This is a genomic window from Azonexus fungiphilus, from assembly GCF_003634965.1.
Lineage (GTDB): Bacteria > Pseudomonadota > Gammaproteobacteria > Burkholderiales > Rhodocyclaceae > Azonexus > Azonexus fungiphilus.
Genome location: NZ_RBXP01000004.1, coordinates 48,202 through 67,751 on the forward strand (window position 1 = coordinate 48,202; position 19,550 = coordinate 67,751).

Here is a 19,550-nt window from a genome sequence, read left to right on the forward strand (position 1 = left end):
GACGCAGGCGCTCAGTCGAGAGGTGGCCGCGGGATGAAACCGGCCACCTGGCCGGCATCGTCGAAGCAGACCTGGCACCCCTCGACCAGGCGTGCCCGCAGACGCAGACGGGCACGCTGCAGGCGCGACTTGGCGCCGGACAGCGAGATGCCGAGTCGTTCGGCCAGCGCCTGTTGCGGCTGGCCGGCGATGTCGCAGAGCTCGATCGCCAGGCGGTCGCTGGCCGAGAGTTCGGCCAGCGCGCGCGGCAGGCACTGGCTCAGCTGCTCGACCGGTGCCGGCAGCTCGTTGTCGGCAGCGGCCAGATCGTCGGGCAGTTCGACTTGCGGGTGACGGGCGCGCAGGCGGTCGGTCAGCGCATTGCGCGCGACCTGAAACAGCCAGGCGCGCGGGTTGTCCAGCCGGCAGAAGGCGTCGCCCTGGCGCAGGGCGCGCAGGAAGACCTCCTGCAGGAGGTCCTCGGCCTCGGCGTCGCCGTCGAGCCGGTGGCGCAGCCAGCCGTGCAGTTCGCCACGCGTTTCGCGCCAGGCGCGGCTCAGGCAGGGGCGGTCGGGAGCGACCGCTTGGCCGGATGCAATCATCGATGCGACAGCGGTTTTTCGTACCAGGCCCGGGTCGAATTGACCATCCTTACCAGCCAGAGCATCACCGGCACCTCGATCAGCACGCCGACGACGGTGGCCAGCGCGGCGCCGGAGTCGAAGCCGTAGAGGACGATGGCAACGGCGACGGCGAGTTCGAAGAAATTCGAGGCGCCGATCATCGTCGCCGGGCCGGCGACGTCGTGCCGGACAGCGAACTTGCGGCAGAGCCAGTAGCCGATGGCGGCGATCAGCAGGCCCTGCAGCAGGATCGGCACGGCGAGCATGGCGATGATCAGCGGCTGCTTGACGATGGCCTCGCCCTGGAAGGCAAAGAGCAGCACCAGGGTCGCCAGCAGCGCCGCGATGGTGAACGGTGCGATACGGTCGACTGCCTGTTTGAAGGCATTTTCACCGCCACGCAGGAAATGCCGGCGCAGCGCCTGGGCGATCGCCAGCGGGATGACGATGTACATCACCACCGACAGCAGCAGCGTGTCCCAGGGCACCGGGATCGCCGAGACGCCGAGCAGCAGCGCGACGATCGGAGCGAAGGCGAAGACCATGACGAGGTCGTTGAGCGCCACCTGCGAAATGGTGAAGTTGGCGTCGCCTCGGCACAGGTTGCTCCAGACGAAGACCATCGCCGTACATGGCGCCGCGCCGAGCAGGATCAGGCCGGCGATGTAGCTGTCGAGCTGGTCGGCCGGCAGCCAGGGGGCGAAGACATGGCGGATGAACAGCCAGCCGAGCGCGGCCATGGTGAACGGTTTGACCGCCCAGTTCACGAACAGCGTGATGCCGATGCCGGCCTTCTGCTCGCGGACCTCGCTGATCGAGGCGAAGTCGATCTTCATCAGCATCGGCACGATCATCACCCAGATCAGCAGGCCGACCGGCAGGTTGACCTGGGCGTACTCGATCCGCCCGAGTGCCTGGAAAGCCGCCGGAAACCACTGGCCGAGCAGGATGCCGGCGACGATACAGAGCACCACCCAGAGGCTCAGGTAGCGCTCGAAGAAGCCGATCGGCGCTCCGGCCGCCTGTTTCGCGGCAACACCGCACTGCGCGCTCATGCCGATGCCTCCGCATGGATCTTGCGCGCCGCGTCGCGGACTTCGACGGTCGACAGGCTTGCCAGCGGCAATTTGACGAAGGCCTCGACGCGCTCGCGCAACTGCGCATAGGCTTGTTCGAAGGCTGCGCGGCGGGCTTCCAGTGGTTCGACATGCGCCGGATCAGCGATGCCCCAGTGCGCAGTGGTGGGGTGGCCAGGCCAGATCGGGCAGGTTTCGCCGGCCGCCGCGGCGCAGACGGTGAAGATGAAGTCGATCTGCGGTGCGTCGCCGCCGACGAACTCGTCCCATGACTTGCTGCGCGCCTCGGGCAAGGGGATGCCGTGCTTCGCCAGGGTCTCCAGTGCCAGCGGATTGACCGTGCCGGTCGGCCGGCTGCCGGCCGAAAAGGCGCGGATGCGGCCGCCGCCGAGATGGTTGAACAAGGCCTCGCCGAGGATGGAGCGGGCCGAGTTGCCGGTGCATAGCACCAGCACGTTGAAGGGTTTGCGGTTCATGCTTTCTCCGTCGGCGTACAGGCATGTTGCTGCTCGCCGCAGGGCAGGCCGGCGCAGCAGTGCTCGGTCAGGTAGCCGAGCAGGTCGTTCATCGCCGGATAGTCGGCGATGTAGAAAATGAAGCGCCCCTCCTGGCGGCTGGCGATCAATCCGGCACGGCTGAGCTCCTTGAGATGGAAGCTGAAGCTGCCGTTGGCCTCGGTGTCGAGTTCGGCGGCCAGGTCGGCGACGCAGAGCCCGCCCTTGCCCGCCTGGACCAGGCGACGATAGACGCGCAGCCGGGTTTCATGAGCGAGTGCCTTGAGTGCGGTGGTGGCAAGTTCGATATCCATATTTATAGAATAATCGAAATGATGATCTGCGGGCAAGGGCGACCGGCTGCGCTCGCCCTTGGCGCGCTAAACGCAGAAGCGCAGCGTCGATTCGCGCAGGCGGTCGGCCAGGGCGGCGACTTCGTCGGCGTTGGTCGACGAGGACTGGGCGGCGCGGGCGCCGCGTTCGATCATCTGCGCCATGCGTTCGGTGTTCTGGGCAATCTGTTCGGCGGCCAGGCGTTGCTCGCCGAGGACGTCGACGATCTCGCGGGCGGCGACCGCCGAGCGTTCGCAGAAATCCTCGATGCGGGCGATCGCGCTCTCCGCCTGCGCGGCGAGCTCGGTGCCGCGGCGCGAGCGTTCGGCGGTGGCGGCGACGGCACCGCTGCTGCGCGCGGCGGCATCGCCGAGGCGGCCGACCAGGTTTTCGATCATGCGTGTGGTGTCGGCGGTGCGGGTGGCCAGCTTGCGCACCTCGTCGGCGACGACGGCGAAGCCGCGGCCGCTTTCGCCGGCGCGGGCGGCTTCGATCGCGGCGTTGAGCGAGAGCAGGTTGGTCTGTTCGGAAATCTCCTTGATCTCGCGGGCGAAGCCGGAAATCTGCTGGGTGTGCTGCTGCAGCTCCTGCATCGAGGCCGCCGAGCTGCGTGCCTCGCCGGAGATGTTGCCGATTTCCTGGATCGCCGCCTGGATGATGCGCCCGCTCTCGCCGGCGGTTTCCCGGGTGACGCGGGTGGCGTCGGCGGCGCTGCCGGCGCTTTCGGCCATCACCGCGATGGCCGTGGTCAGTTCCTCGATCGCGGCGGTGATCATCGCTGCCGAATCGCTTTGCTGGCTGTTGGTCTCGGCCACTTCGCGGGTTGCCTGGCGCAGTGCCAGGGCGTTGCCGGCGGTGGTTTCGGCACCGAGCTTGACCTCGCCGATCAGCCGGCGCAGGCGTTCCTGCATGTCGTCGATGGCCGCCACCAGCGAATGCGCGGCGGCCTTGCCGCTGCCCAGCGTGCGGCTCAGGTCGCCGTCGGCAACCCGGCGCGTCGCCGCGACCACCGGTGCCAGTTCGCCGCCGAGGCGGCCGAGAATGTTGCGGCCGATGGCCAAGGCGAGGATCAGGAAGGCCGCCGAGCCGGCCAGGCCGACGGCGAGCACCAGCGCCGCCGCTTCGGCAAAGCGGCGGTCGGCCAGCGCGGCGGCAGTGGCGGCACTGTCGCTGCTGGCCGCGGCGATTGCCGCGAAGGTTTCGGCAAGGGCGGCGATCAGCGGCGTGTCGGCGTCGCGGATGCCGGCATCGACCATCTGGATGTATTTCGGCTCGCCCGGCGAATTGCCGGCGAGGACGTCGTCGTAGAGCCGGTTGAGCTCGTCGGCCAGCGGGCGCAGCTCGGCGATCCGGCCGGCGGCCGGCAGGCCGGCGGCCGGCAGGCCGGCACGCTGCAGCGCCTCGAGCTGGTCGAGGGCGGCGGCGAAGGCGCGCCGGCCGGCGTCGAACTCGGCCCTGCCCTTGTCGAACTCGCTGCTCATGAAGCTGCGCAGCATCATTGCGTTGAGCCCGCGCTGCTGGGCCTGAAAGGCGTTCTGGGCGGCACTGACGCCGGCCAGCGCCTGGCTCGCCCGGGCGACCTGGCCGGCTTCCTCGTGCACGTCGTTGCGGAAACCCTGCAGGCTGAGCAGCGCGGTGAGCAGCAGCGCGATGCCGAGACCGCCGCCGACGCCGACCAGGGCGAGGATGCCGCCGCGGATGGAGAGTGAATTGATAAATTTCACAATCAAATCGCCTTAAATGACAAAGTCGTCAGCGTATACCCCGAATATTTCAGGCGTTTTGCGGTGCCAGGGGGGCGGCGACGCTTTGTTACAGCCTGTCATCCGGCTGTAACAAACGCTGGGTAACCTGCGTCCTGTCACTACTTCCACCCAACAGGAGTCCATTCATGTTCAAGCAGTCCAAGCTCGTTTCCGCGCTCGCCGTTGCCGGCGTCGCCCTGTTTGCCCAGGCCGCTCACGCGCAGGTCGTCAAGATCGACGGCTCCTCGACCGTCTACCCGATCACCGAAGCCGTCGCCGAAGATTTCCAGAAAGCCAAGAAGAACGCAGTCAAGGTGACGGTCGGCATTTCCGGTACCGGTGGCGGCTTCAAGAAGTTCTGCCGTGACGAGACCGATTTCCAGAACGCCTCGCGTCCGATCACCGCCAAGGAAATGGAAGACTGCAAGGCCGCCGGCGTCGAATACGTCGAAATGCCGGTCGCCTACGACGCGCTGACCGTCGTCATCAACCCGAAGAACAGCTTCCTCAAGCAAGCCACCGTCGAAGAGCTGAAGAAGCTGTGGGAACCGGCTGCCCAGGGCACGATCACCAAGTGGAACCAGGTCAACCCGGCCTGGCCGGACGCGCCGGTCAAGCTGTTCGGCGCCGGCGCCGATTCGGGCACCTTCGAATACTTCACCGAAGCCATCGTCGGCAAGGCCAAGTCCTCGCGCGGCGACTACACCGCTTCCGAAGACGACAACGTGCTGGTCCAGGGCGTCTCGCGCGACGTCAATGGCATCGGCTACTTCGGTTACGCCTACTACGCCGAGAACATGTCTCGCCTGAAGGGTCTGCCGATCGTCAATCCGAAGACCGGCAAGGCGGTCGAACCGTCCGGCGCCAACGTCGAGAACGGCAGCTACGTGCCGCTGTCGCGCCCGATCTTCGTCTATGTCAAGGCCAAGTCGCTGCAGAAGCCGGAAGTCCGCGAGTTCCTCGAGTTCTACATGAAGAACGCCGAGAAGCTGGTCCGCGAAGTCAAGTACGTGCCGCTGCCGAAGGCCGCCTACGAAGGCAACCTGAAGCACGTCAAGGACAAGAAGTACGGCACCGTGTTCGGTGGCAAGAACGAAGTCGGCATCACCATCGAAGAGCTGATGAAGCGCGAAGCCAAGATGTAAGCAGCACCTGACGGACCCTTCGGTCCGTCGCCGCAAGGGGCCGGTCCGCATGGGCAGGCCCCGTTTCCGAAAGGAACCTTCAAGTGAATCACGCCATGTCCGCAAATTCCGCCTCCGACCTGCCGCAGGTCAGCGACCGCCTGGCCAAGAACGCCATGCGCCACGTCAGCGAGCGCCTGATCGAGAGCGTCCTCTTCGCCGCCGCCGCGGTGTCGGTGCTGACGACGATCGGCATCGTCTATGTGCTCGTCACCGAGTCCATCCATTTCTTCCAGAACGTCAGCATCGTCGAGTTCCTCACCGACACGCAGTGGACCCCGCTGTTCGACGATGCCCACTACGGCATCATGGTGCTCATCTCGGGCACCCTTGTTTCTTCCGGCGTGGCGCTCGCCGTCGCCATCCCGATGGGCACGATCATCGCGATCTACCTGTCGGAGTTCGCCAATCCCAAGGTCCGCGAAGTCGCCAAGCCGGTGCTTGAACTGCTCGGCGGCATTCCGACCATCGTCTTCGGCTATTTCGCGCTGTTGATCGTCACCCCGCTGCTGCAGAAGATCTTCCCGGAGCTGCCCGGCTTCTCGCTGCTCTCGGCCGGCCTGGTGATGGGCATCATGATCGTTCCCTACATCGCCTCGCTGTCCGAGGACGCGATGCGCGCGGTGCCGATGAGCATGCGCGAAGGCTCCTACGCGATGGGCGCGACCAAGCTCTACACCGCGATCCACGTCGTCGTCCCGGCCGCCGTCTCCGGCCTGGCCGCTTCCTACATCCTGGGCATCTCGCGGGCTGTCGGCGAAACCATGATCCTGGCGGTCGCCGCCGGCATGCAGCCGAACCTGACCTGGAATCCGATGGAACCGGCCGCGACGATCACCTCCTACATCGTCCAGGTGGCGCTCGGCGACCTGCCGCACGGCTCGATCGGCTACCAGACGATCTTCGCCGCCGGCCTGACGCTGCTGCTGATCACGCTGCTCTTCAACATTCTCGGCCAATGGCTGCGCCGTCGCTTCCGTGAGGCTTACTAACATGCAACCGATGACTACCGAACAAATCCGCGTGCTGATCGCCCGCGGCAAACTCAAGGACACGGTCTTCCAGGCCCTCGGCATCATCTGCCTGGCGATCGGCCTGCTGGTGATCTTCCTGCTCGTCGGCGACATGCTGATGCGCGGCCTCGACCGCCTCAACCTCGAATTCTTCACCGAGTTCGCCTCGCGTCGCGCCTCCCAGTCCGGCATCCTCTCGGCCTGGGTCGGCACGCTGCTGGTGATGCTGGTCACCGCCGCCGCCGCCGTGCCGCTCGGCGTCGCCGCCGGCATCTACCTCGAGGAATACGCCAAGCGCAACTGGATCACCGACATCATCGAGATCAACATCACCAATCTCGCCGCCGTCCCGTCGATCGTCTATGGCCTGCTCGCGCTCGGCATCTTCGTCTACACCTTCGGCTTCGGCCAGAGCATCCTCTCGGCCGGCCTGACGCTGGCGCTGCTCATCCTGCCGATCGTCATCGTCGCCACTCGCGAGGCGATCCGGGCGATCCCGTCGATGATCCGCGAAGGCTCGATGGCGGTCGGTGCGACGCGCTGGCAGACCTGCCGCTACCACATCATCCCCTACGCCATGCCCGGCATCCTGACCGGCGTGATCATCGGCCTCGCCCGTGCGATCGGCGAAACCGCCCCGATCATCACCATCGGCGCGCTCACCTTCATCGCCTTCCTGCCGCCGGTGCCCTTCACCGCCACCGGCATGGATGGCGCGTCGGCCGGGCTGTTCGACTGGGTGATGTCGCCCTTCACGGTGATGCCGATCCAGATCTTCAACTGGACCTCGCGTCCCGACCCGGCCTTCGAGGTCAACGCCGCCGCTGCCGGCTTCGTGCTGATGGGCATGGTCCTGTCGATGAACGCCGTCGCCATCTGGTTGCGCTACCGGATGCGCAAGAACATCAAGTGGTAAGTGCACGGTCGACCGCCGGAAACGCCGAAAAACCGAATTTCGAAATGGAACCGCAAATGCAAACTCACGACAAACCCCAACTCAAGGCCGAGGCCCGCAACCTCAACTTCTACTACGGCGAAGCCAAGGCCCTGAAGAACATCAACATGCCGATCTACGACAAGAAGGTCACCGCGCTGATCGGGCCTTCGGGCTGCGGCAAGTCGACCTACCTGCGCAGCTTCAACCGCATGCACGACCTCTACCCGGGCAACCGCTACGAGGGCGAGATCCGCTTCTACCCGGACAACACCAACCTGCTGTCGCCGGAAGTCGATCCGATCGAAGTGCGGATGCGCGTCGGCATGGTCTTCCAGAAGCCGAACCCCTTCCCCAAGACGATCTACGAGAACGTCGCCTACGGCCTGCGCGTGCGCGGCGAGAGCAACAAGCGCATCCTCGACGAGAAGGTCGAGCAGGCGCTGCGCGGCGCCGCCATCTGGGAAGAAGTGAAGGACCGCCTGCAGGACCTGGCGCCGAACCTTTCCGGCGGTCAGCAGCAGCGCCTGTGCATTGCCCGCGCGCTGGCCACCGATCCCGAACTGCTGCTCTTCGACGAGCCGACCTCGGCGCTCGACCCGATCGCCACCGGCGCCATCGAGGAACTGGTGCACGAACTGAAGAAGCGCGTCACCATCCTCATCGTCACCCACAACATGCAGCAGGCAGCGCGCGTTTCCGACTACACCGCCTACATGTACCTGGGCGAGATGATCGAGTTCGGCAAGACCGATGAAATCTTCATCAAGCCGAACGACAAGCGTACCGAAGACTACATCACCGGCCGCATGGGCTGAGGAGAACGAAAATGCCTGATTCCCTGCACGTATCCAGCCAGTTCGACGAGGACCTCGCCCGCCTGCGCACGCATGTGCTGCAAATGGGCGGCCTGGTCGAAACCCAGATCTCGTCGGCGATCGATGCCTATTCGACGGGCGAGGTCGCCAGCGTCAAGAGCATCATCGAGACCGACCGCAAGGTGAACGACCTCGAGAAGGCGATCGACGACGACTGCGCCCACATCATCGCCAAGCGCCAGCCGACCGCCTCCGACCTGCGCCTGGTCCTCGGCATCAGCAAGATCGTCACCGACCTCGAACGCGCCGGCGACGAAGCCAAGAAGATCGCCAAGGGCGTCCGCCGCATCTACGAAGCCGGCCACATGCCGACCCAGTACGGCGTCGGCATCCGCCACCTGGCCGAAGCCGCGCTGACGATGGTGCGCCAGGCGCTCGACGCCTTCGCCCGGCTCGACGGCAAGCTTGCGCTCAGCGTCATCCGTGCCGACGAGGACGTCGATGTCGAATTCAAGTCGATCATCCGTCAGTTGATCACGCACATGATGGAAGACCCGCGTACCATTACGACCTCGATCGACATCATCTCGATCTCGCGGGCCATCGAACGCATCGGCGACCATGCCAAGAACATCTCCGAGCAGGTGGTGTTCGTCGTCGAAGGCCGCGATATCCGCCATGACAAGGAGGCCATCAAGTGACACCGACGATTCTGGTCGTCGAGGACGAACCGGCGATTCAGGAACTGGTTGTGATCAACCTCAAGCACGCCGGCTTCCTCGCCGTGCGTGCCGCCAGCGCCGAAGAAGCCGATTCGGCGATCCGCGCCGCGTTGCCCGACCTGGTCATTCTCGACTGGATGCTGCCCGGCCAGTCCGGCGTTGCGCTGGCCAAGAAGATCCGCGGCGACGAACGCACCCGCGAGATCCCGATCATCATGCTCACCGCCCGCGTGCATGAAGAAGACAAGGTCCAGGGCCTCGACGCCGGCGCCGACGACTACGTGACCAAGCCCTTCTCGCCGAAGGAGCTGGTCGCCCGCGTCCGCGCCGTGCTGCGCCGCCGCGCCCCGCACCTGGCCGGCGAAGCGGTCGAGGTCGGCGACCTCCAGCTCAACCCGGCGACCCATCGCGTGCTCGCCGGCGGCCAGCCGATCGAGCTCGGGCCGACCGAGTTCCGCCTGCTCTTCTTCTTCATGACCCACGCCGAGCGCGTCTACACCCGCGCCCAGCTGCTCGACGAAGTCTGGGGCGACCACGTCTTCATCGAGGAGCGCACCGTCGACGTCCATATCCGTCGCCTGCGCGCCGCCCTCGAATCGACCGGCCACCACGAGCGGGTCGAAACCGTGCGCGGCACCGGCTACCGTTTCCGGGGAGCCTGACGGCAGTGCAGCGAGCCCTGGCTTACGGCGCCTTCACCGCCGTCATTGCATTCCTGCTCGGTTATTTCGGGGAAACCTGGATGGGCTGGGTGCTCTTCTACATCGGCCTCAGCGTGCACCTGGCGATGCACTACCGCAACTTCTCGCGCCTCGAACGCTGGTCGCACAAGCCGGTGCTCGACGCCAGCCTCGAAGGCGACGGCGAGTGGGATGCGGTCTTCCGCCGCCTCTACCGCCACGAGAAGGAACTGCTCGAGAAGATCGAGCACCGCGAGCGCGATATCGCCCGCCTGATTGCCGCCGTGCATGCGATGAACGACGGCATCGTCCTGCTTGACGGCGAGTTCCGCATCCAGTTCTGCAACAAGACCGCCGAGCGCCAGCTCGACATCGACAGCAGCACCGACCGCGGCGCCGCCATCGCCAACATCGTCCGCCAGCCGCGCTTCATCGACTACCTCGGCAAGGGCGATTTCACGCGGCCGCTGGTGCTCCGCCTCGACCGCTACTTCGAGCGCGTGCTCTCGCTCTACCTGATCGCCTACGCCGAAGACCACTGGCTGCTGCAGGTCAAGGACATCACCCAGACCGACCGCCTCGACAGCATGCGCCGCGACTTCGTCGCCAACGTCTCGCACGAGCTGCGCACGCCGCTGACCGTGCTCTCCGGTTTCGTCGAGACGCTGCAGGAAATCGAACTCGACGCCGACTCGCGCCGCCACTACCTGCAACTGATGGGCGAGCAGTCGCAACGCATGCAGTCGATCGTCCAGGACCTGCTGACGCTGTCGTCGATCGAATCGGCACCGCCGCCGGAAGACCAGCCGGTGGACATGGCCAGCCTGGTGGACAAGCTCTACCGCGACGCCGTCGCACTCTCCGCCGGCCGCCACGACATCCGCCTCGACAGCGACGGCCAGGGCGACCTGCTCGGCGCCGAATCGGAACTGGTCAGCGCGCTTGCCAACCTGGTCGCCAATGCCGTCCGCTACACCCCGGCCGGCGGCACGATCACGCTGATCTGGAAAATCTCCGCCGAAGGCGCCGAATTCGCCGTCCAGGATACCGGCATCGGCATCGACCCCAAGCACATCCCGCGGCTGACCGAACGCTTCTACCGCGTGGACCGCGGCCGCTCGCGCGACGCCGGCGGCACCGGCCTCGGCCTGGCGATCGTCAAGCACTCGCTCAACCGCCACCAGGCAACGCTCGAGATCACCAGCAAACCCGGCGAAGGCAGCCGCTTCGCCACCCGCTTCCCGGCCAGCCGCGTCACCGGCCTCTGACCCCCGACGTTGACGGTCGACCCGGCAAAAATGCCGAAAACCGGACGTCGACCGTGAAATTTGCGGGAGCTCTTGCGACGACGTCCGGCGCGATGCGAATGCCGGATGTCGGGCTCGTTGCCCTCACAAGCGCCAGAGATAGAAGGCTGTGGTCAGAAAAATGAGCGCCGACAAAAAGCTGATGCTGGGCCAACCCGGCCGCAAGAGCAGGCTCTTCTCCGGACGCCCGGGGTTGTAGTAGATGGCGACCCGCCCCGTTTCGTCGGGGCAGACCTGCGCCGGCAGCAGTTTCGCCGTGTTCCTGAGCATGCCCGAGGCCGACATTTTCCATATCGAGATGCCTTGGCCCGTATAGGACCGGCCATTCACCTCATACCGATAGAGTGCCGAAGGAACGTAGTCCTGGTCTCGGGTGCCAGGATCGGGGCCGCCCAGCGGACGAATGCCAAGGTCGAGAAGCTGCCCTTCCACCTGCGGCCACCGGCGAACGCGCAGTGCATGCCACAGCGAACCGGCGAGGACGACGAGCACATACAGCGTCGCCCAGAAGTGGATGCCCTGCAACTCCTTGCGGAGCGCCAGATCGAGCATGCGGTGAAGATAGTCGAGCATGGTTTTTGATGCTTAGCTTAGCTTTGAGCGGCCTGCGCGGCTTTTTGCACAGGTCCCGAGGAATGGTGGAGTGGGTGTCGTGTGATCACACTAACCCGATACCTATAGTTGAACTGAAATCTGCCAGTTCATTGATTTTGTCCGTGCCAAAATTTCGGGTACTGAAGTAAGAAGTAGCTCTCCCGTCACATTGTTGTACAGCGCAACGCGGTGCCTTTCTTTCAACGCGTCGGCGGCGGCTATTTCTCCTTCAGTTAGCGCGAAAAAGAAACCAGTAAAGCCAGGGCGAACCCGCTCTTGGTTAGCGGTCTTGATTTCGATAAAGGTCATTCTTGGCAAAGCAGAACGGACCGCAACGGGATTGGTGAAGTCAATTTCCTCAGCAGTTGGAAAAGCAACAGCGTCAAAGCTGGATCCTTTGATCACCACGCCAATTTCAGCCAAGGCGGACAACAAAACCTTCAAGCCAGCACCTCGTGGCCGAGGGACCCAGTGTTCCATTTCTGCCAGTGCGCTCAACTCGCCGGACGCACCGCTTTGATTTGCCATTCGCGTTAGGTGTTGACGCTTAGCCTTGATGACTTCAATAGGATTCATCGAAATGCCCAACGTGCTAGCTCAGTGGCCCGAAGTCGGCTTGCTAGCGAAGCGTCCCTCTGGCGCGGCGGGTTAGGCTGATAGCCCAAAGCGTAAAAGTCGGTACTTGCGAGACGTTGGTTAAGCATTTGATTTGTCGTGATTTGCTACCCGAAAGTTGAATATTGCAACCACGATACCAATGCAACCCAAAACAGAAAATAAGACTACCTCACCCCAAGCGCCGAACAGGCTGGAAAAGGTATTGTGAAGCCAAGCCCAACGGCCTGTCGTAGTCGAAGACGTGGGGGCGGTATAGGAAAGCGAAGCGAGCAAAAAGAAGACGCTCGATAGGCCAAGCCATAGATTTCCTTTTTCCTTCTGCGACATGCGGCTCATAGTGGTCTAACAGTTATTTCCCAGCAAAAACGTCCGGGTCATCAGCAATAACACGGGCGCGACTGGGGCACTTGTAAGGGTTTGAATGACATGGAGATTATCTGAAGCCCATCTCCTGATCAATCATCCGCCACATCCGGCAGTAGCCTGCCGCCGCCCGCCCGCACCGTCGCCTTTCATCATCGCGTCACGGCGCTGTCACGAAGCCTTCATCCGGGCTGGCTATCGTCGGCGCATGCCCAAAGTCAGAAGCCTGTTCCTCTCCGACATCCACCTCGGCACGCGGGCGTGCCAGGCGGAGCGGCTCCTTGATTTCCTGCGCGAGCACCCGGCCGAGCAGACTTTCCTGATCGGCGACATCGTCGATTTCTGGGCGATGAGTCGCAGCATCTGCTGGACCCAGGCGCAGAACACCGTCGTCCAGAAACTGTTGCGCCGGGCGCGTGCCGGCGAGCGTGTCGTCTTCATCCCCGGCAACCACGACGAGGTGTTGCGCGAATACTGCGGCATCGTCTTCGGCGAGATCGAGGTGGTCGACGAGATGGTGCACGAAACCGCCGACGGTCGCCGTTTCCTGCTCATCCACGGCGACCAGTTCGACCAGGTGACGCGCCATCACCGCTGGGTCGCGGTGCTGGGCGACAAGGCCTACGACCTGCTGGTCCGCCTCAACCACTGGCTGTCGTGGATCCGCCGCAAGCTCGGCCGGCCCGGCTACTGGTCGCTGGCCGGCTACGCCAAGCGGCGGGTCAAGACGGCGCTCAATTTCATCTTCGACTTCGAGGAATCGGCCGTCCATCACGCCCGCGAGCGCGGCCTCGACGGTGTCATCTGCGGCCACATCCACTGGGCGACGATGCGCGAGATCGACGGCCTGGCCTACATCAACTGCGGTGATTGGGTCGATTCCTGCACGGCCATCGTCGAGCATTTCGACGGTCGCCTCGAACTGGTTGCCTGGGGCGCCGGCAGCGCCCTTCCCGAACCCCGGCGGCTGGCCGCCCCGGCCGCAGGGCCGGTCAACGAAAGCGAAACGGCAGAGGCCTGAAATGCGCGTATTGATGGTGTCGGATGTCTATTTCCCGCGGGTCAACGGCGTATCCACGTCGATCGAGACCTTCCGCCGCACGCTCGCCGGCGAAGGCGTCGAGGTCCGCCTGGTGGTGCCGCGCTACGGCGACGAGCCCGAGGCGCCGGGCATCGTCCGCGTCGCCGGGCGGCCGGTGCCGGGCGACCGCGAGGACCGGCTGGTCGGCTGGCGGGCGATGCACGCGGCGGTGCACGCGGCAGCGGCCGAGTGCGACGCGATCCACATCCAGACGCCCTTCGTCGCCCACTACGCCGGCCTCGCCGCGGCCCGTCGCCACGGGCTGCCGGTGCTGGCCACCTACCACACGCTGTTCGAGGAGTACGTCGAGCATTACGCGCCCTGGCTGCCCGCCGGCTGGCTGCGACGCCAGGCGCGGGCGCTGTCGCGGCGCCAGTGCAACGGGCTCGACGCGGTTGTCGTGCCGTCGCGGGCGATGCGCGACCGGCTGCTCACCTACGGCGTGCAGCGGCCGCTGCACGTGCTGCCGACCGGCATCCCGCTCGGCCAGTTCGCCGCCGGCGACGGCGCCGCCTTCCGTGCCGCCCACGGCATCGCGCCGACGCGGCCGGTGGCGCTGTTCGTCGGCCGCGTCGCCCACGAAAAGAACATCGGCTTCCTGTTCGAGGCGCTGCAGCATGCGCATCGCCTGCAGCCGCAGATCCTCCTCGTCGTGGCCGGCGAGGGGCCGGCGATGCCCGAACTGCAGGCGCGCGTCGCCGCCCTCGGGCTGACCGATTCGGTCCGCTTCATCGGTTATCTCGACCGGCGCAGCGCGCTGCCGGCCTGCTACGCGGCGGCCGATGCCTTCGTCTTCGCGTCGCGCACCGAGACCCAGGGCCTGGTCCTGCTCGAGGCGATGGCCGCCGGCCTGCCGGTGGTCGCGCTGTCGGCGATGGGCACCGCCGACATCCTCGATGACGGCCGCGGCTGCCTGACGCCGCCCGACGACCCGCAGGCTTTCGGTGAGGCGCTCGGCCACCTGCTCGCCTACCCCGGGGCCTGGGGCCACCTGGCGCGCTCGGCGCTGGACTGCGCACGCGACTGGTCGGACACGGCGATGGCGGCGCGGCTGGCGACGCTCTACCGTCAGCTGGCGACGGCGAAAAATGCCCGTTTTGCGGTGTCGACCGCAAAACCCGCCTGAATCCGGGAGAACGCCCGATGCTCGAGATTGCCTTCGTCACCGAAACCTACCCGCCGGAAGTCAATGGCGTCGCCATGACCGTCGGTCGCCTGGTCGGCGGCCTGCGCGAACGCGGCCACCGCGTCGAGGTGCTGCGTCCGCGCCAGGGCGCCGACGATGCTGCCGGCGAGCACGATTTTCCGTTGCCGGGGGCGCCGCTGCCCGGCTATCCCGGGCTGCGCCTCGGCCTGCCCGCCGGGCGCGCGCTGCAGCGCCGCTGGCGCGCCCGCCGGCCGGACCTGGTCCATGTCGTCACCGAAGGGCCGCTCGGCTGGTCGGCGGTGAGCGCCGCACGCCGCCTCGGCATCCCGGTGACTTCGGGCTTCCACACCAACTTCGACCGCTACTGCGTGCATTACGGCGTCGGCTGGTTGCGCCCGGCGCTGGCCGCCTACCTGCGCACCCTGCACCGGCGCACGCTGGCGACGCTGGTACCGACCGCGGCGCTGGCCGCCGACCTGGCCGGCGAGGGCGTGCCCGGCGTGCGCGTGGTCGGCCGTGGCGTCGATGCCGGCCTGTTCGACCCGGCCCGGCGCAGCGCCGCCTTGCGCGCCGCCTGGGGCGCCGGCGAGGCCGACCCGGTCTGCCTTTACGTCGGCCGGCTGGCGCCGGAAAAGAACCTGGCGCTGGTCGAGCGCTGCTTTGCCGCGCTCCGTGCCGAGCATCCCGGGGCGCGCCTGGTCTGGGTCGGCGACGGGCCGTCGGCGGCGCGTCTGACGGTCGACCACCCGGAACAGCATTTTTCCGGCATGCGCCACGGCGAGGACCTCGCCGCCCACTACGCCAGCGCCGACCTGTTCCTCTTTCCCAGCCTCAGCGAAACCTACGGCAACGTGGTCGCCGAGGCGATGGCCAGCGGCCTGCCGGTGGTTGCCTACCGCAGCGCGGCGGCGGCCGAGCTGATCGACGATCGCGCCAACGGCCTGGTTGCGGCGCCCGGCGACGAGGCCGCCTTCATCGCCGCCGCCCGCTGGGCGCTGGCCGATCGCCCGCGCCTCGCCGGCATCGCCGGGCGGGCCCGCGCAGCGATGCTCGGGCGCAGCTGGCCGGCGGTTGTCGCCGCCTTCGAGCGGGTCGCCCGCGAGGCGATCGACGGCTATTCCTGAAGGATGCGGATATCGACCAGCGCCGGGTCGTCGGCGTGTTCGACCAGCAGGCGGCGGACGCGATCCTGCCAGGCTGCGGCGAACTGCCGGCGCTGCGCAGCGTCGGCACTGCCGTCGAGGATGGCGGCGAGCAGCGTGGGCAGCGCCGGATCGCCGGCGACACGGTCGAGCTTGAGCTGGCAGTCCACCGCGCGTCCCGAATCGAGCCGGGTGAAGGCGATGCCGGCGACGTCGGCGACCCCGTAGCGGAGCAGGTCGCGGCGCCCGTGGCGGCCGCCCAGCCCCTTGAAGCCGCCATTGCCGGCGGCCCCGGTGAGCAGCCCGACAACGCTGCCGATGACGCCGGCGACGCCCTGCTCGAGGCGCTCGGGCAAGGCTACGGCGATCCGTCCGCGCTCCGGCAGGCGCTGGCCGTAGAGCACCTTGAGCGCCCGCACCGTGAGCAGCCAGGCGCCGGCCACCGTCGGGCAGGCGTGGCCGGCCAGGCGCACGGCGTCGGCGAAGTGGTAGTCGATCAGGCCGTCGGCCGGGGCGCCAAGCAGTTCGGCGAGCGGGTCGTGGACGCGCAGCGGCGGAATGGCGGCGAAATAGTCGGGAAAGCTCATCGCGGTCTCCAGGTGACGGCGGCGATTTTGGCGCCTCGCCGGGCTGCCGGCCTTGATCCGGATCGCCTTTCTCAGGCGTTCGACCAGCGCGCCAGTGCTTCCCTGAGCGCGGCGTTGTTCACCGGCTTGGCCAGGTAGTCGCTCATGCCGCAGGCCAGGCAGGCCTCGCGGTCGCCCTGCATGGCGTTGGCCGTCATCGCGATCACCGGCAGCGTCCGCGCCGCGTCGCCGGCCTCGCCGGCGCGCAGCCGGCGGGTCGCCTCGAAGCCGTCCATGAGCGGCATCTGGCAGTCCATCAGGACGATGTCGAAGGCTTCCTCGCGCAGCCGCGCCAGGGCTTCGGCGCCGTTGCCGACGGCGGCGTGGTGGCAGCCGAAACGGTCGAGCAGTGCACCGGCAACCTTCTGGTTGATGGCGTTGTCCTCGACCAGCAGCACGCGCAGGCCGGCGCGGATTTCGCCACTGGCGGCGGCCGCCGGTTCGGCGACCGGCGGGGTGGCGGCGATGCCGACCGGTACTTCGCAGCGGAAGGTGCTGCCCTGGCCGGGCGTCGATTCGACGGCGATGCGCCCGCCCATCAGTTCGAGCAGGCGCTTGCAGATCGACAGGCCGAGGCCGGTGCCGCCGAATTGCCGGGTGGTCGAGGCGTCGCCCTGGAAGAACGGCGAGAACAGCCCGTCGACGATCTCCGGCGGCATCCCGATGCCGCTGTCGGCGACGCTGATCAGCAGCATCGTCGCCGCCGGCTGGCCGGCTATCGGCCGGCAGGCGAAGTCGACGCGGACGCCGCCGCTGGCGGTGAACTTGACGGCGTTGCCGACCAGGTTGATCAGGATCTGGCGCAGCCGGCCGGGGTCGCCGACCAGGCTGGGCGGCAGGTCGGCGGCCAGGTGGCCGTCGAGGGCGAGGTCCTTGAGCGTCGCCTGGTGGCGGAGCAGGGCCAGCGTGTCGTGGAGGATCTCGGCCGGCGAGAAGGCGATGCATTCGAGCTGCAGCTTGCCGGCTTCGACCTTGGAAAAGTCGAGGACGTCGTTGATCAGGCCGAGCAGGCCGTCGGCGCTGTGGCGGATGGTTTCGGCGTAGTCGCGCTGCTCGGGCGCAAGCGGCGTCGCCAGCAGCAGTTCGGCCATGCCGATGACGCCGTTCATCGGGGTCCGGATCTCGTGGCTCATGTTGGCCAGGAAGCTGCCCTTGGCGACGCTGGCCGCCTCGGCGGCAACGCGGGCGCGCTCGAGTTGCTCGACGGCGCGCATGCGCTCGATGACGGCGCCGGCCCAGCGCGCCAGCAGCAGCATGAACTCGATGTCGGACGGGTCGAAGTCGTGGTCGCGCGGCGTTTGCGACGAGAAGTTGAGGGTGCCGTAGAGGCTGCCGTCGACGCGGATCGGGGCGCCGAGATAGGCGGCCAGCTTGAAGTCGCGGAAGCAGGGATGCTCGCGGAACTCGGACTCGCCGGCGTTGGCCAGCTGGAAGAGGGCATCGCGGCGGATGATCTCGCTGCAGTAGGTGTCGCCGAGCGGGAATTCCTGGTGGTCGGCGAGCGCCTCGCCGGGGCTGACCTGGACGTCGATGCGGTAGAGGTCGTGATCGACGTCGATGTGGCTGATGATCGCGAATTCCAGGTGCAGGTGCTGGCTCGACAGCTGCAGCGCCCGACGCAGCGTTTCGCGCGGACTCAGGCCGCTCAGCGTCGAGATCTCGTTGAGCGCGCGCAGCGCCGCCAGCTGGCGTTTCAGGCGCAGGGCCTGGAGGCGCTGCTCGGTGATGTCCTCGAACACGCCGAGGTAATTGACCAGCCGCCCGGCGCTGTCGCGGACCACCGAGATGGTCAGCCATTCCTCGATCAGGCGGCCGTCCTTGCGCCGGTTGACGATGTCGCCACGCCAGATGTCGGCGCTGGCGATCTGCTGCCACATCGCCCGGTAGAAATCGGCGTCCTGCTTGCCCGACGCGAAGATTGCCGGCGTGTGGCCGATCAGTTCGTCGGCGGTGTAGCCGGAAACCTGCTCGAGTTGCGGGTTGACCGCCAGAATCCGCTGTTCGGCGTCGGTGACGAGGATGCCGCTGGTGCTGTTCTCGAAGACCTGGGCGGCGAGCTGGCGCTCGTGGTGGAGCCGGGCTTCGTCGATCAGGCCGCGACGGATGCGGCCGATCAGCAGGCTGCTCAGGATCATGATCACGAGCAGCGCCAGCGCGGTGATTGCCAGCGTCGTCCGGGCTTCTTCCTGCCAGCGGGCGAGGGCGCCGTCGTGGTCGACATGGACGAGGACGAACAGCGGGTAGCTGCGCGAGGCGCGGTAGGCGGTCAGCATCGGCCGCTCGCGTTCGCGGTCGTCGCTGAGGCTGCCGATCTCCTGATCGCGCATCGCCGCCAGCGGCGCACCGTCGAGATGGCGGCTGCCGGGCATCAGGTCGTCGCGCGACGAAAGCATGACGATGCCCTGGTAGTCGAGGATCTCGACCAGCGTCAGGTCCGGGCTGACATGGTGCGAGAAGTGGTTGAGGAAGTAGTCCGGGTTGACCGTGGCGATGAACTGCAGGCGCTGGCCGTCGACCTCGCTTTCGCGGACCAGCGGGAAGAAGTTCGGGCTGTCCGGCGGAATCGGCGAGCGGGCCGTGGTCGGGGTGCCGTCGGCCAGGTCGCGGCCTTGCCAGGGCGGGCCGAGGCGCAGGAAGCCGGCGGTTTCGCCGCTTTCGCGCGGCGGCTGGAAACTGCTGCTGTCGACGTGGCGGCCGATGTTGTCCGGGTTCGAGCTGGCCAGGATGCGGCCGTTGCGGTCGGCGACCGAGAGCGAACGCAGGAAGAGCAGGCGGCCGAGCGTGCGTTCGAGTTGCTGCGACAGCTTGACGCTGTCCGGGCGCGGCCCGTCGAGCAGTTCGGGCAGGCCCTGCAGCGTCAGCTCGGTCGAGGTCAGCGTCTGCGTCAGCTGCTCCTCGAAGACGCGGGCGTTGGCGCGGGCCGCATTGAGATGCTCGGCGAGCGCGTCCTGGCGCAGCCGGTAGATGTGGGTCAGGCTGCCGCCGAGGATGAGCACGAACAGCGCTGCCTGCAGGCCGATCAACAGCCTGGTCAGCATCGCGGTCCGGCGGTCCGGCGGCATCTGCATCGG

19 protein-coding genes are annotated in these 19,550 nt (G+C 66.9%); 10 read left to right on the forward strand and 9 right to left on the reverse strand.

The features are described from left to right. Positions 1-11 precede the first annotated feature (11 nt). The 5 genes from DFR40_RS02110 to DFR40_RS02130 all read right to left on the reverse strand — a co-directional run bounded on the left by DFR40_RS02110 (position 12) and on the right by DFR40_RS02130 (position 4,229). The gene (locus DFR40_RS02110) at positions 12-581 is read right to left on the reverse strand and encodes a sigma-70 family RNA polymerase sigma factor (RefSeq protein ID WP_121456845.1); all 570 of its coding nucleotides are present in this window, start codon (positions 579-581) and stop codon (positions 12-14) included. Then, positions 578-1,657: an ACR3 family arsenite efflux transporter gene (gene arsB, locus DFR40_RS02115; protein ID WP_121456846.1), complete on the reverse strand. Its 1,080-nt coding sequence runs from the start codon at positions 1,655-1,657 to the stop codon at positions 578-580. Before arsB ends, DFR40_RS02110 begins: the two co-directional genes overlap by 4 nt. Beyond that, on the reverse strand, positions 1,654-2,154 hold the full coding sequence (locus DFR40_RS02120; RefSeq protein WP_121456847.1) for an arsenate reductase ArsC: 501 nt from the start codon (positions 2,152-2,154) through the stop codon (positions 1,654-1,656). Before DFR40_RS02120 ends, arsB begins: the two co-directional genes overlap by 4 nt. Continuing rightward, complete coding sequence (locus DFR40_RS02125) at positions 2,151-2,486, reverse strand: ArsR/SmtB family transcription factor (RefSeq protein WP_121456848.1); 336 nt, start codon at positions 2,484-2,486, stop codon at positions 2,151-2,153. The genes DFR40_RS02120 and DFR40_RS02125 overlap by 4 nt, the downstream gene beginning before the upstream one ends. A gap of 66 nt (positions 2,487-2,552) precedes the next feature. Further along, entirely contained in the window at positions 2,553-4,229 is a 1,677-nt protein-coding gene (locus tag DFR40_RS02130; protein WP_121456849.1) for a methyl-accepting chemotaxis protein, read from the reverse strand. Between the two features lie 167 nt (positions 4,230-4,396). Between DFR40_RS02130 and DFR40_RS02135 the strand changes: the two genes are divergently transcribed. The 7 genes from DFR40_RS02135 to phoR all read left to right on the forward strand — a co-directional run bounded on the left by DFR40_RS02135 (position 4,397) and on the right by phoR (position 10,869). Further along, positions 4,397-5,395: a PstS family phosphate ABC transporter substrate-binding protein gene (locus tag DFR40_RS02135; RefSeq protein WP_121456850.1), complete on the forward strand. Its 999-nt coding sequence runs from the start codon at positions 4,397-4,399 to the stop codon at positions 5,393-5,395. 95 nt (positions 5,396-5,490) lie between these two features. Then, the gene (gene pstC, locus DFR40_RS02140; protein WP_121456851.1) at positions 5,491-6,426 is read left to right on the forward strand and encodes a phosphate ABC transporter permease subunit PstC; all 936 of its coding nucleotides are present in this window, start codon (positions 5,491-5,493) and stop codon (positions 6,424-6,426) included. Between the two features lies 1 nt (position 6,427). Next, positions 6,428-7,363 (forward strand): phosphate ABC transporter permease PstA, encoded by a 936-nt coding sequence (pstA, locus tag DFR40_RS02145; protein ID WP_121456852.1) that lies wholly within the window; start codon positions 6,428-6,430, stop codon positions 7,361-7,363. A gap of 56 nt (positions 7,364-7,419) precedes the next feature. Continuing rightward, positions 7,420-8,199 (forward strand): phosphate ABC transporter ATP-binding protein PstB, encoded by a 780-nt coding sequence (pstB, locus tag DFR40_RS02150; protein ID WP_121456881.1) that lies wholly within the window; start codon positions 7,420-7,422, stop codon positions 8,197-8,199. A gap of 11 nt (positions 8,200-8,210) precedes the next feature. Then, complete coding sequence (gene phoU, locus DFR40_RS02155; RefSeq protein WP_121456853.1) at positions 8,211-8,900, forward strand: phosphate signaling complex protein PhoU; 690 nt, start codon at positions 8,211-8,213, stop codon at positions 8,898-8,900. Next, a complete protein-coding gene (gene phoB, locus DFR40_RS02160) occupies positions 8,897-9,583 on the forward strand; it encodes a phosphate regulon transcriptional regulator PhoB (protein ID WP_121456854.1) in 687 nt (228 codons plus the stop codon). The genes phoU and phoB overlap by 4 nt, the downstream gene beginning before the upstream one ends. 5 nt (positions 9,584-9,588) lie before the next feature. Continuing rightward, on the forward strand, positions 9,589-10,869 hold the full coding sequence (gene phoR / locus DFR40_RS02165) for a phosphate regulon sensor histidine kinase PhoR (RefSeq protein WP_121456855.1): 1,281 nt from the start codon (positions 9,589-9,591) through the stop codon (positions 10,867-10,869). A gap of 123 nt (positions 10,870-10,992) precedes the next feature. Here phoR and DFR40_RS02170 read toward each other — a convergent pair whose 3' ends face one another. Further along, entirely contained in the window at positions 10,993-11,481 is a 489-nt protein-coding gene (locus DFR40_RS02170; protein WP_121456856.1) for a DUF3592 domain-containing protein, read from the reverse strand. 102 nt (positions 11,482-11,583) lie between these two features. Beyond that, positions 11,584-12,078, reverse strand: a complete 495-nt coding sequence (locus DFR40_RS16880) for a hypothetical protein (protein WP_147431273.1) — start codon at positions 12,076-12,078, stop codon at positions 11,584-11,586. Positions 12,079-12,691: 613 nt separating this feature from the next. Between DFR40_RS16880 and DFR40_RS02175 the strand changes: the two genes are divergently transcribed. From DFR40_RS02175 to DFR40_RS02185, 3 genes are read left to right on the forward strand one after another with little or no spacing between them, the layout of a single operon-like run. Beyond that, entirely contained in the window at positions 12,692-13,504 is an 813-nt protein-coding gene (locus DFR40_RS02175) for a UDP-2,3-diacylglucosamine diphosphatase (protein WP_121456857.1), read from the forward strand. A gap of 1 nt (position 13,505) precedes the next feature. Continuing rightward, complete coding sequence (locus DFR40_RS02180) at positions 13,506-14,690, forward strand: glycosyltransferase (RefSeq protein ID WP_121456858.1); 1,185 nt, start codon at positions 13,506-13,508, stop codon at positions 14,688-14,690. Positions 14,691-14,707: 17 nt separating this feature from the next. Then, positions 14,708-15,835 carry a glycosyltransferase family 4 protein gene (locus DFR40_RS02185; protein WP_121456859.1) on the forward strand — a complete coding sequence of 376 codons (1,128 nt, stop codon included), beginning with the start codon at positions 14,708-14,710 and terminating at the stop codon, positions 15,833-15,835. On the opposite strand, the gene DFR40_RS02190 is transcribed toward DFR40_RS02185, so the two are convergent. Further along, positions 15,826-16,440, reverse strand: coding sequence for a hypothetical protein (locus tag DFR40_RS02190; protein WP_121456860.1), 615 nt, complete (start codon positions 16,438-16,440; stop codon positions 15,826-15,828). The genes DFR40_RS02185 and DFR40_RS02190 overlap by 10 nt on opposite strands. A gap of 71 nt (positions 16,441-16,511) precedes the next feature. After that, entirely contained in the window at positions 16,512-19,547 is a 3,036-nt protein-coding gene (locus DFR40_RS02195; protein WP_121456861.1) for an ATP-binding protein, read from the reverse strand. Positions 19,548-19,550 lie beyond the last annotated feature (3 nt).

Excerpts from the sequence above, each read along its gene's own strand:
- DFR40_RS02110 (WP_121456845.1), bottom strand. The coding sequence starts at position 581 with ATGATTGCATCCGGCCAAGCGGTCGCTCCCGACCGCCCCTGCCTGAGC.
- arsB (WP_121456846.1), bottom strand. The coding sequence starts at position 1,657 with ATGAGCGCGCAGTGCGGTGTTGCCGCGAAACAGGCGGCCGGAGCGCCG.
- DFR40_RS02120 (WP_121456847.1), bottom strand. The coding sequence starts at position 2,154 with ATGAACCGCAAACCCTTCAACGTGCTGGTGCTATGCACCGGCAACTCG.
- DFR40_RS02125 (WP_121456848.1), bottom strand. The coding sequence starts at position 2,486 with ATGGATATCGAACTTGCCACCACCGCACTCAAGGCACTCGCTCATGAA.
- DFR40_RS02135 (WP_121456850.1), top strand. The coding sequence starts at position 4,397 with ATGTTCAAGCAGTCCAAGCTCGTTTCCGCGCTCGCCGTTGCCGGCGTC.
- pstC (WP_121456851.1), top strand. The coding sequence starts at position 5,491 with ATGTCCGCAAATTCCGCCTCCGACCTGCCGCAGGTCAGCGACCGCCTG.
- pstA (WP_121456852.1), top strand. The coding sequence starts at position 6,428 with ATGCAACCGATGACTACCGAACAAATCCGCGTGCTGATCGCCCGCGGC.
- pstB (WP_121456881.1), top strand. The coding sequence starts at position 7,420 with ATGCAAACTCACGACAAACCCCAACTCAAGGCCGAGGCCCGCAACCTC.
- phoU (WP_121456853.1), top strand. The coding sequence starts at position 8,211 with ATGCCTGATTCCCTGCACGTATCCAGCCAGTTCGACGAGGACCTCGCC.
- DFR40_RS02170 (WP_121456856.1), bottom strand. The coding sequence starts at position 11,481 with ATGCTCGACTATCTTCACCGCATGCTCGATCTGGCGCTCCGCAAGGAG.
- DFR40_RS16880 (WP_147431273.1), bottom strand. The coding sequence starts at position 12,078 with ATGAATCCTATTGAAGTCATCAAGGCTAAGCGTCAACACCTAACGCGA.
- DFR40_RS02175 (WP_121456857.1), top strand. The coding sequence starts at position 12,692 with ATGCCCAAAGTCAGAAGCCTGTTCCTCTCCGACATCCACCTCGGCACG.
- DFR40_RS02180 (WP_121456858.1), top strand. The coding sequence starts at position 13,506 with ATGCGCGTATTGATGGTGTCGGATGTCTATTTCCCGCGGGTCAACGGC.
- DFR40_RS02185 (WP_121456859.1), top strand. The coding sequence starts at position 14,708 with ATGCTCGAGATTGCCTTCGTCACCGAAACCTACCCGCCGGAAGTCAAT.
- DFR40_RS02190 (WP_121456860.1), bottom strand. The coding sequence starts at position 16,440 with ATGAGCTTTCCCGACTATTTCGCCGCCATTCCGCCGCTGCGCGTCCAC.
- DFR40_RS02195 (WP_121456861.1), bottom strand. The coding sequence starts at position 19,547 with ATGCAGATGCCGCCGGACCGCCGGACCGCGATGCTGACCAGGCTGTTG.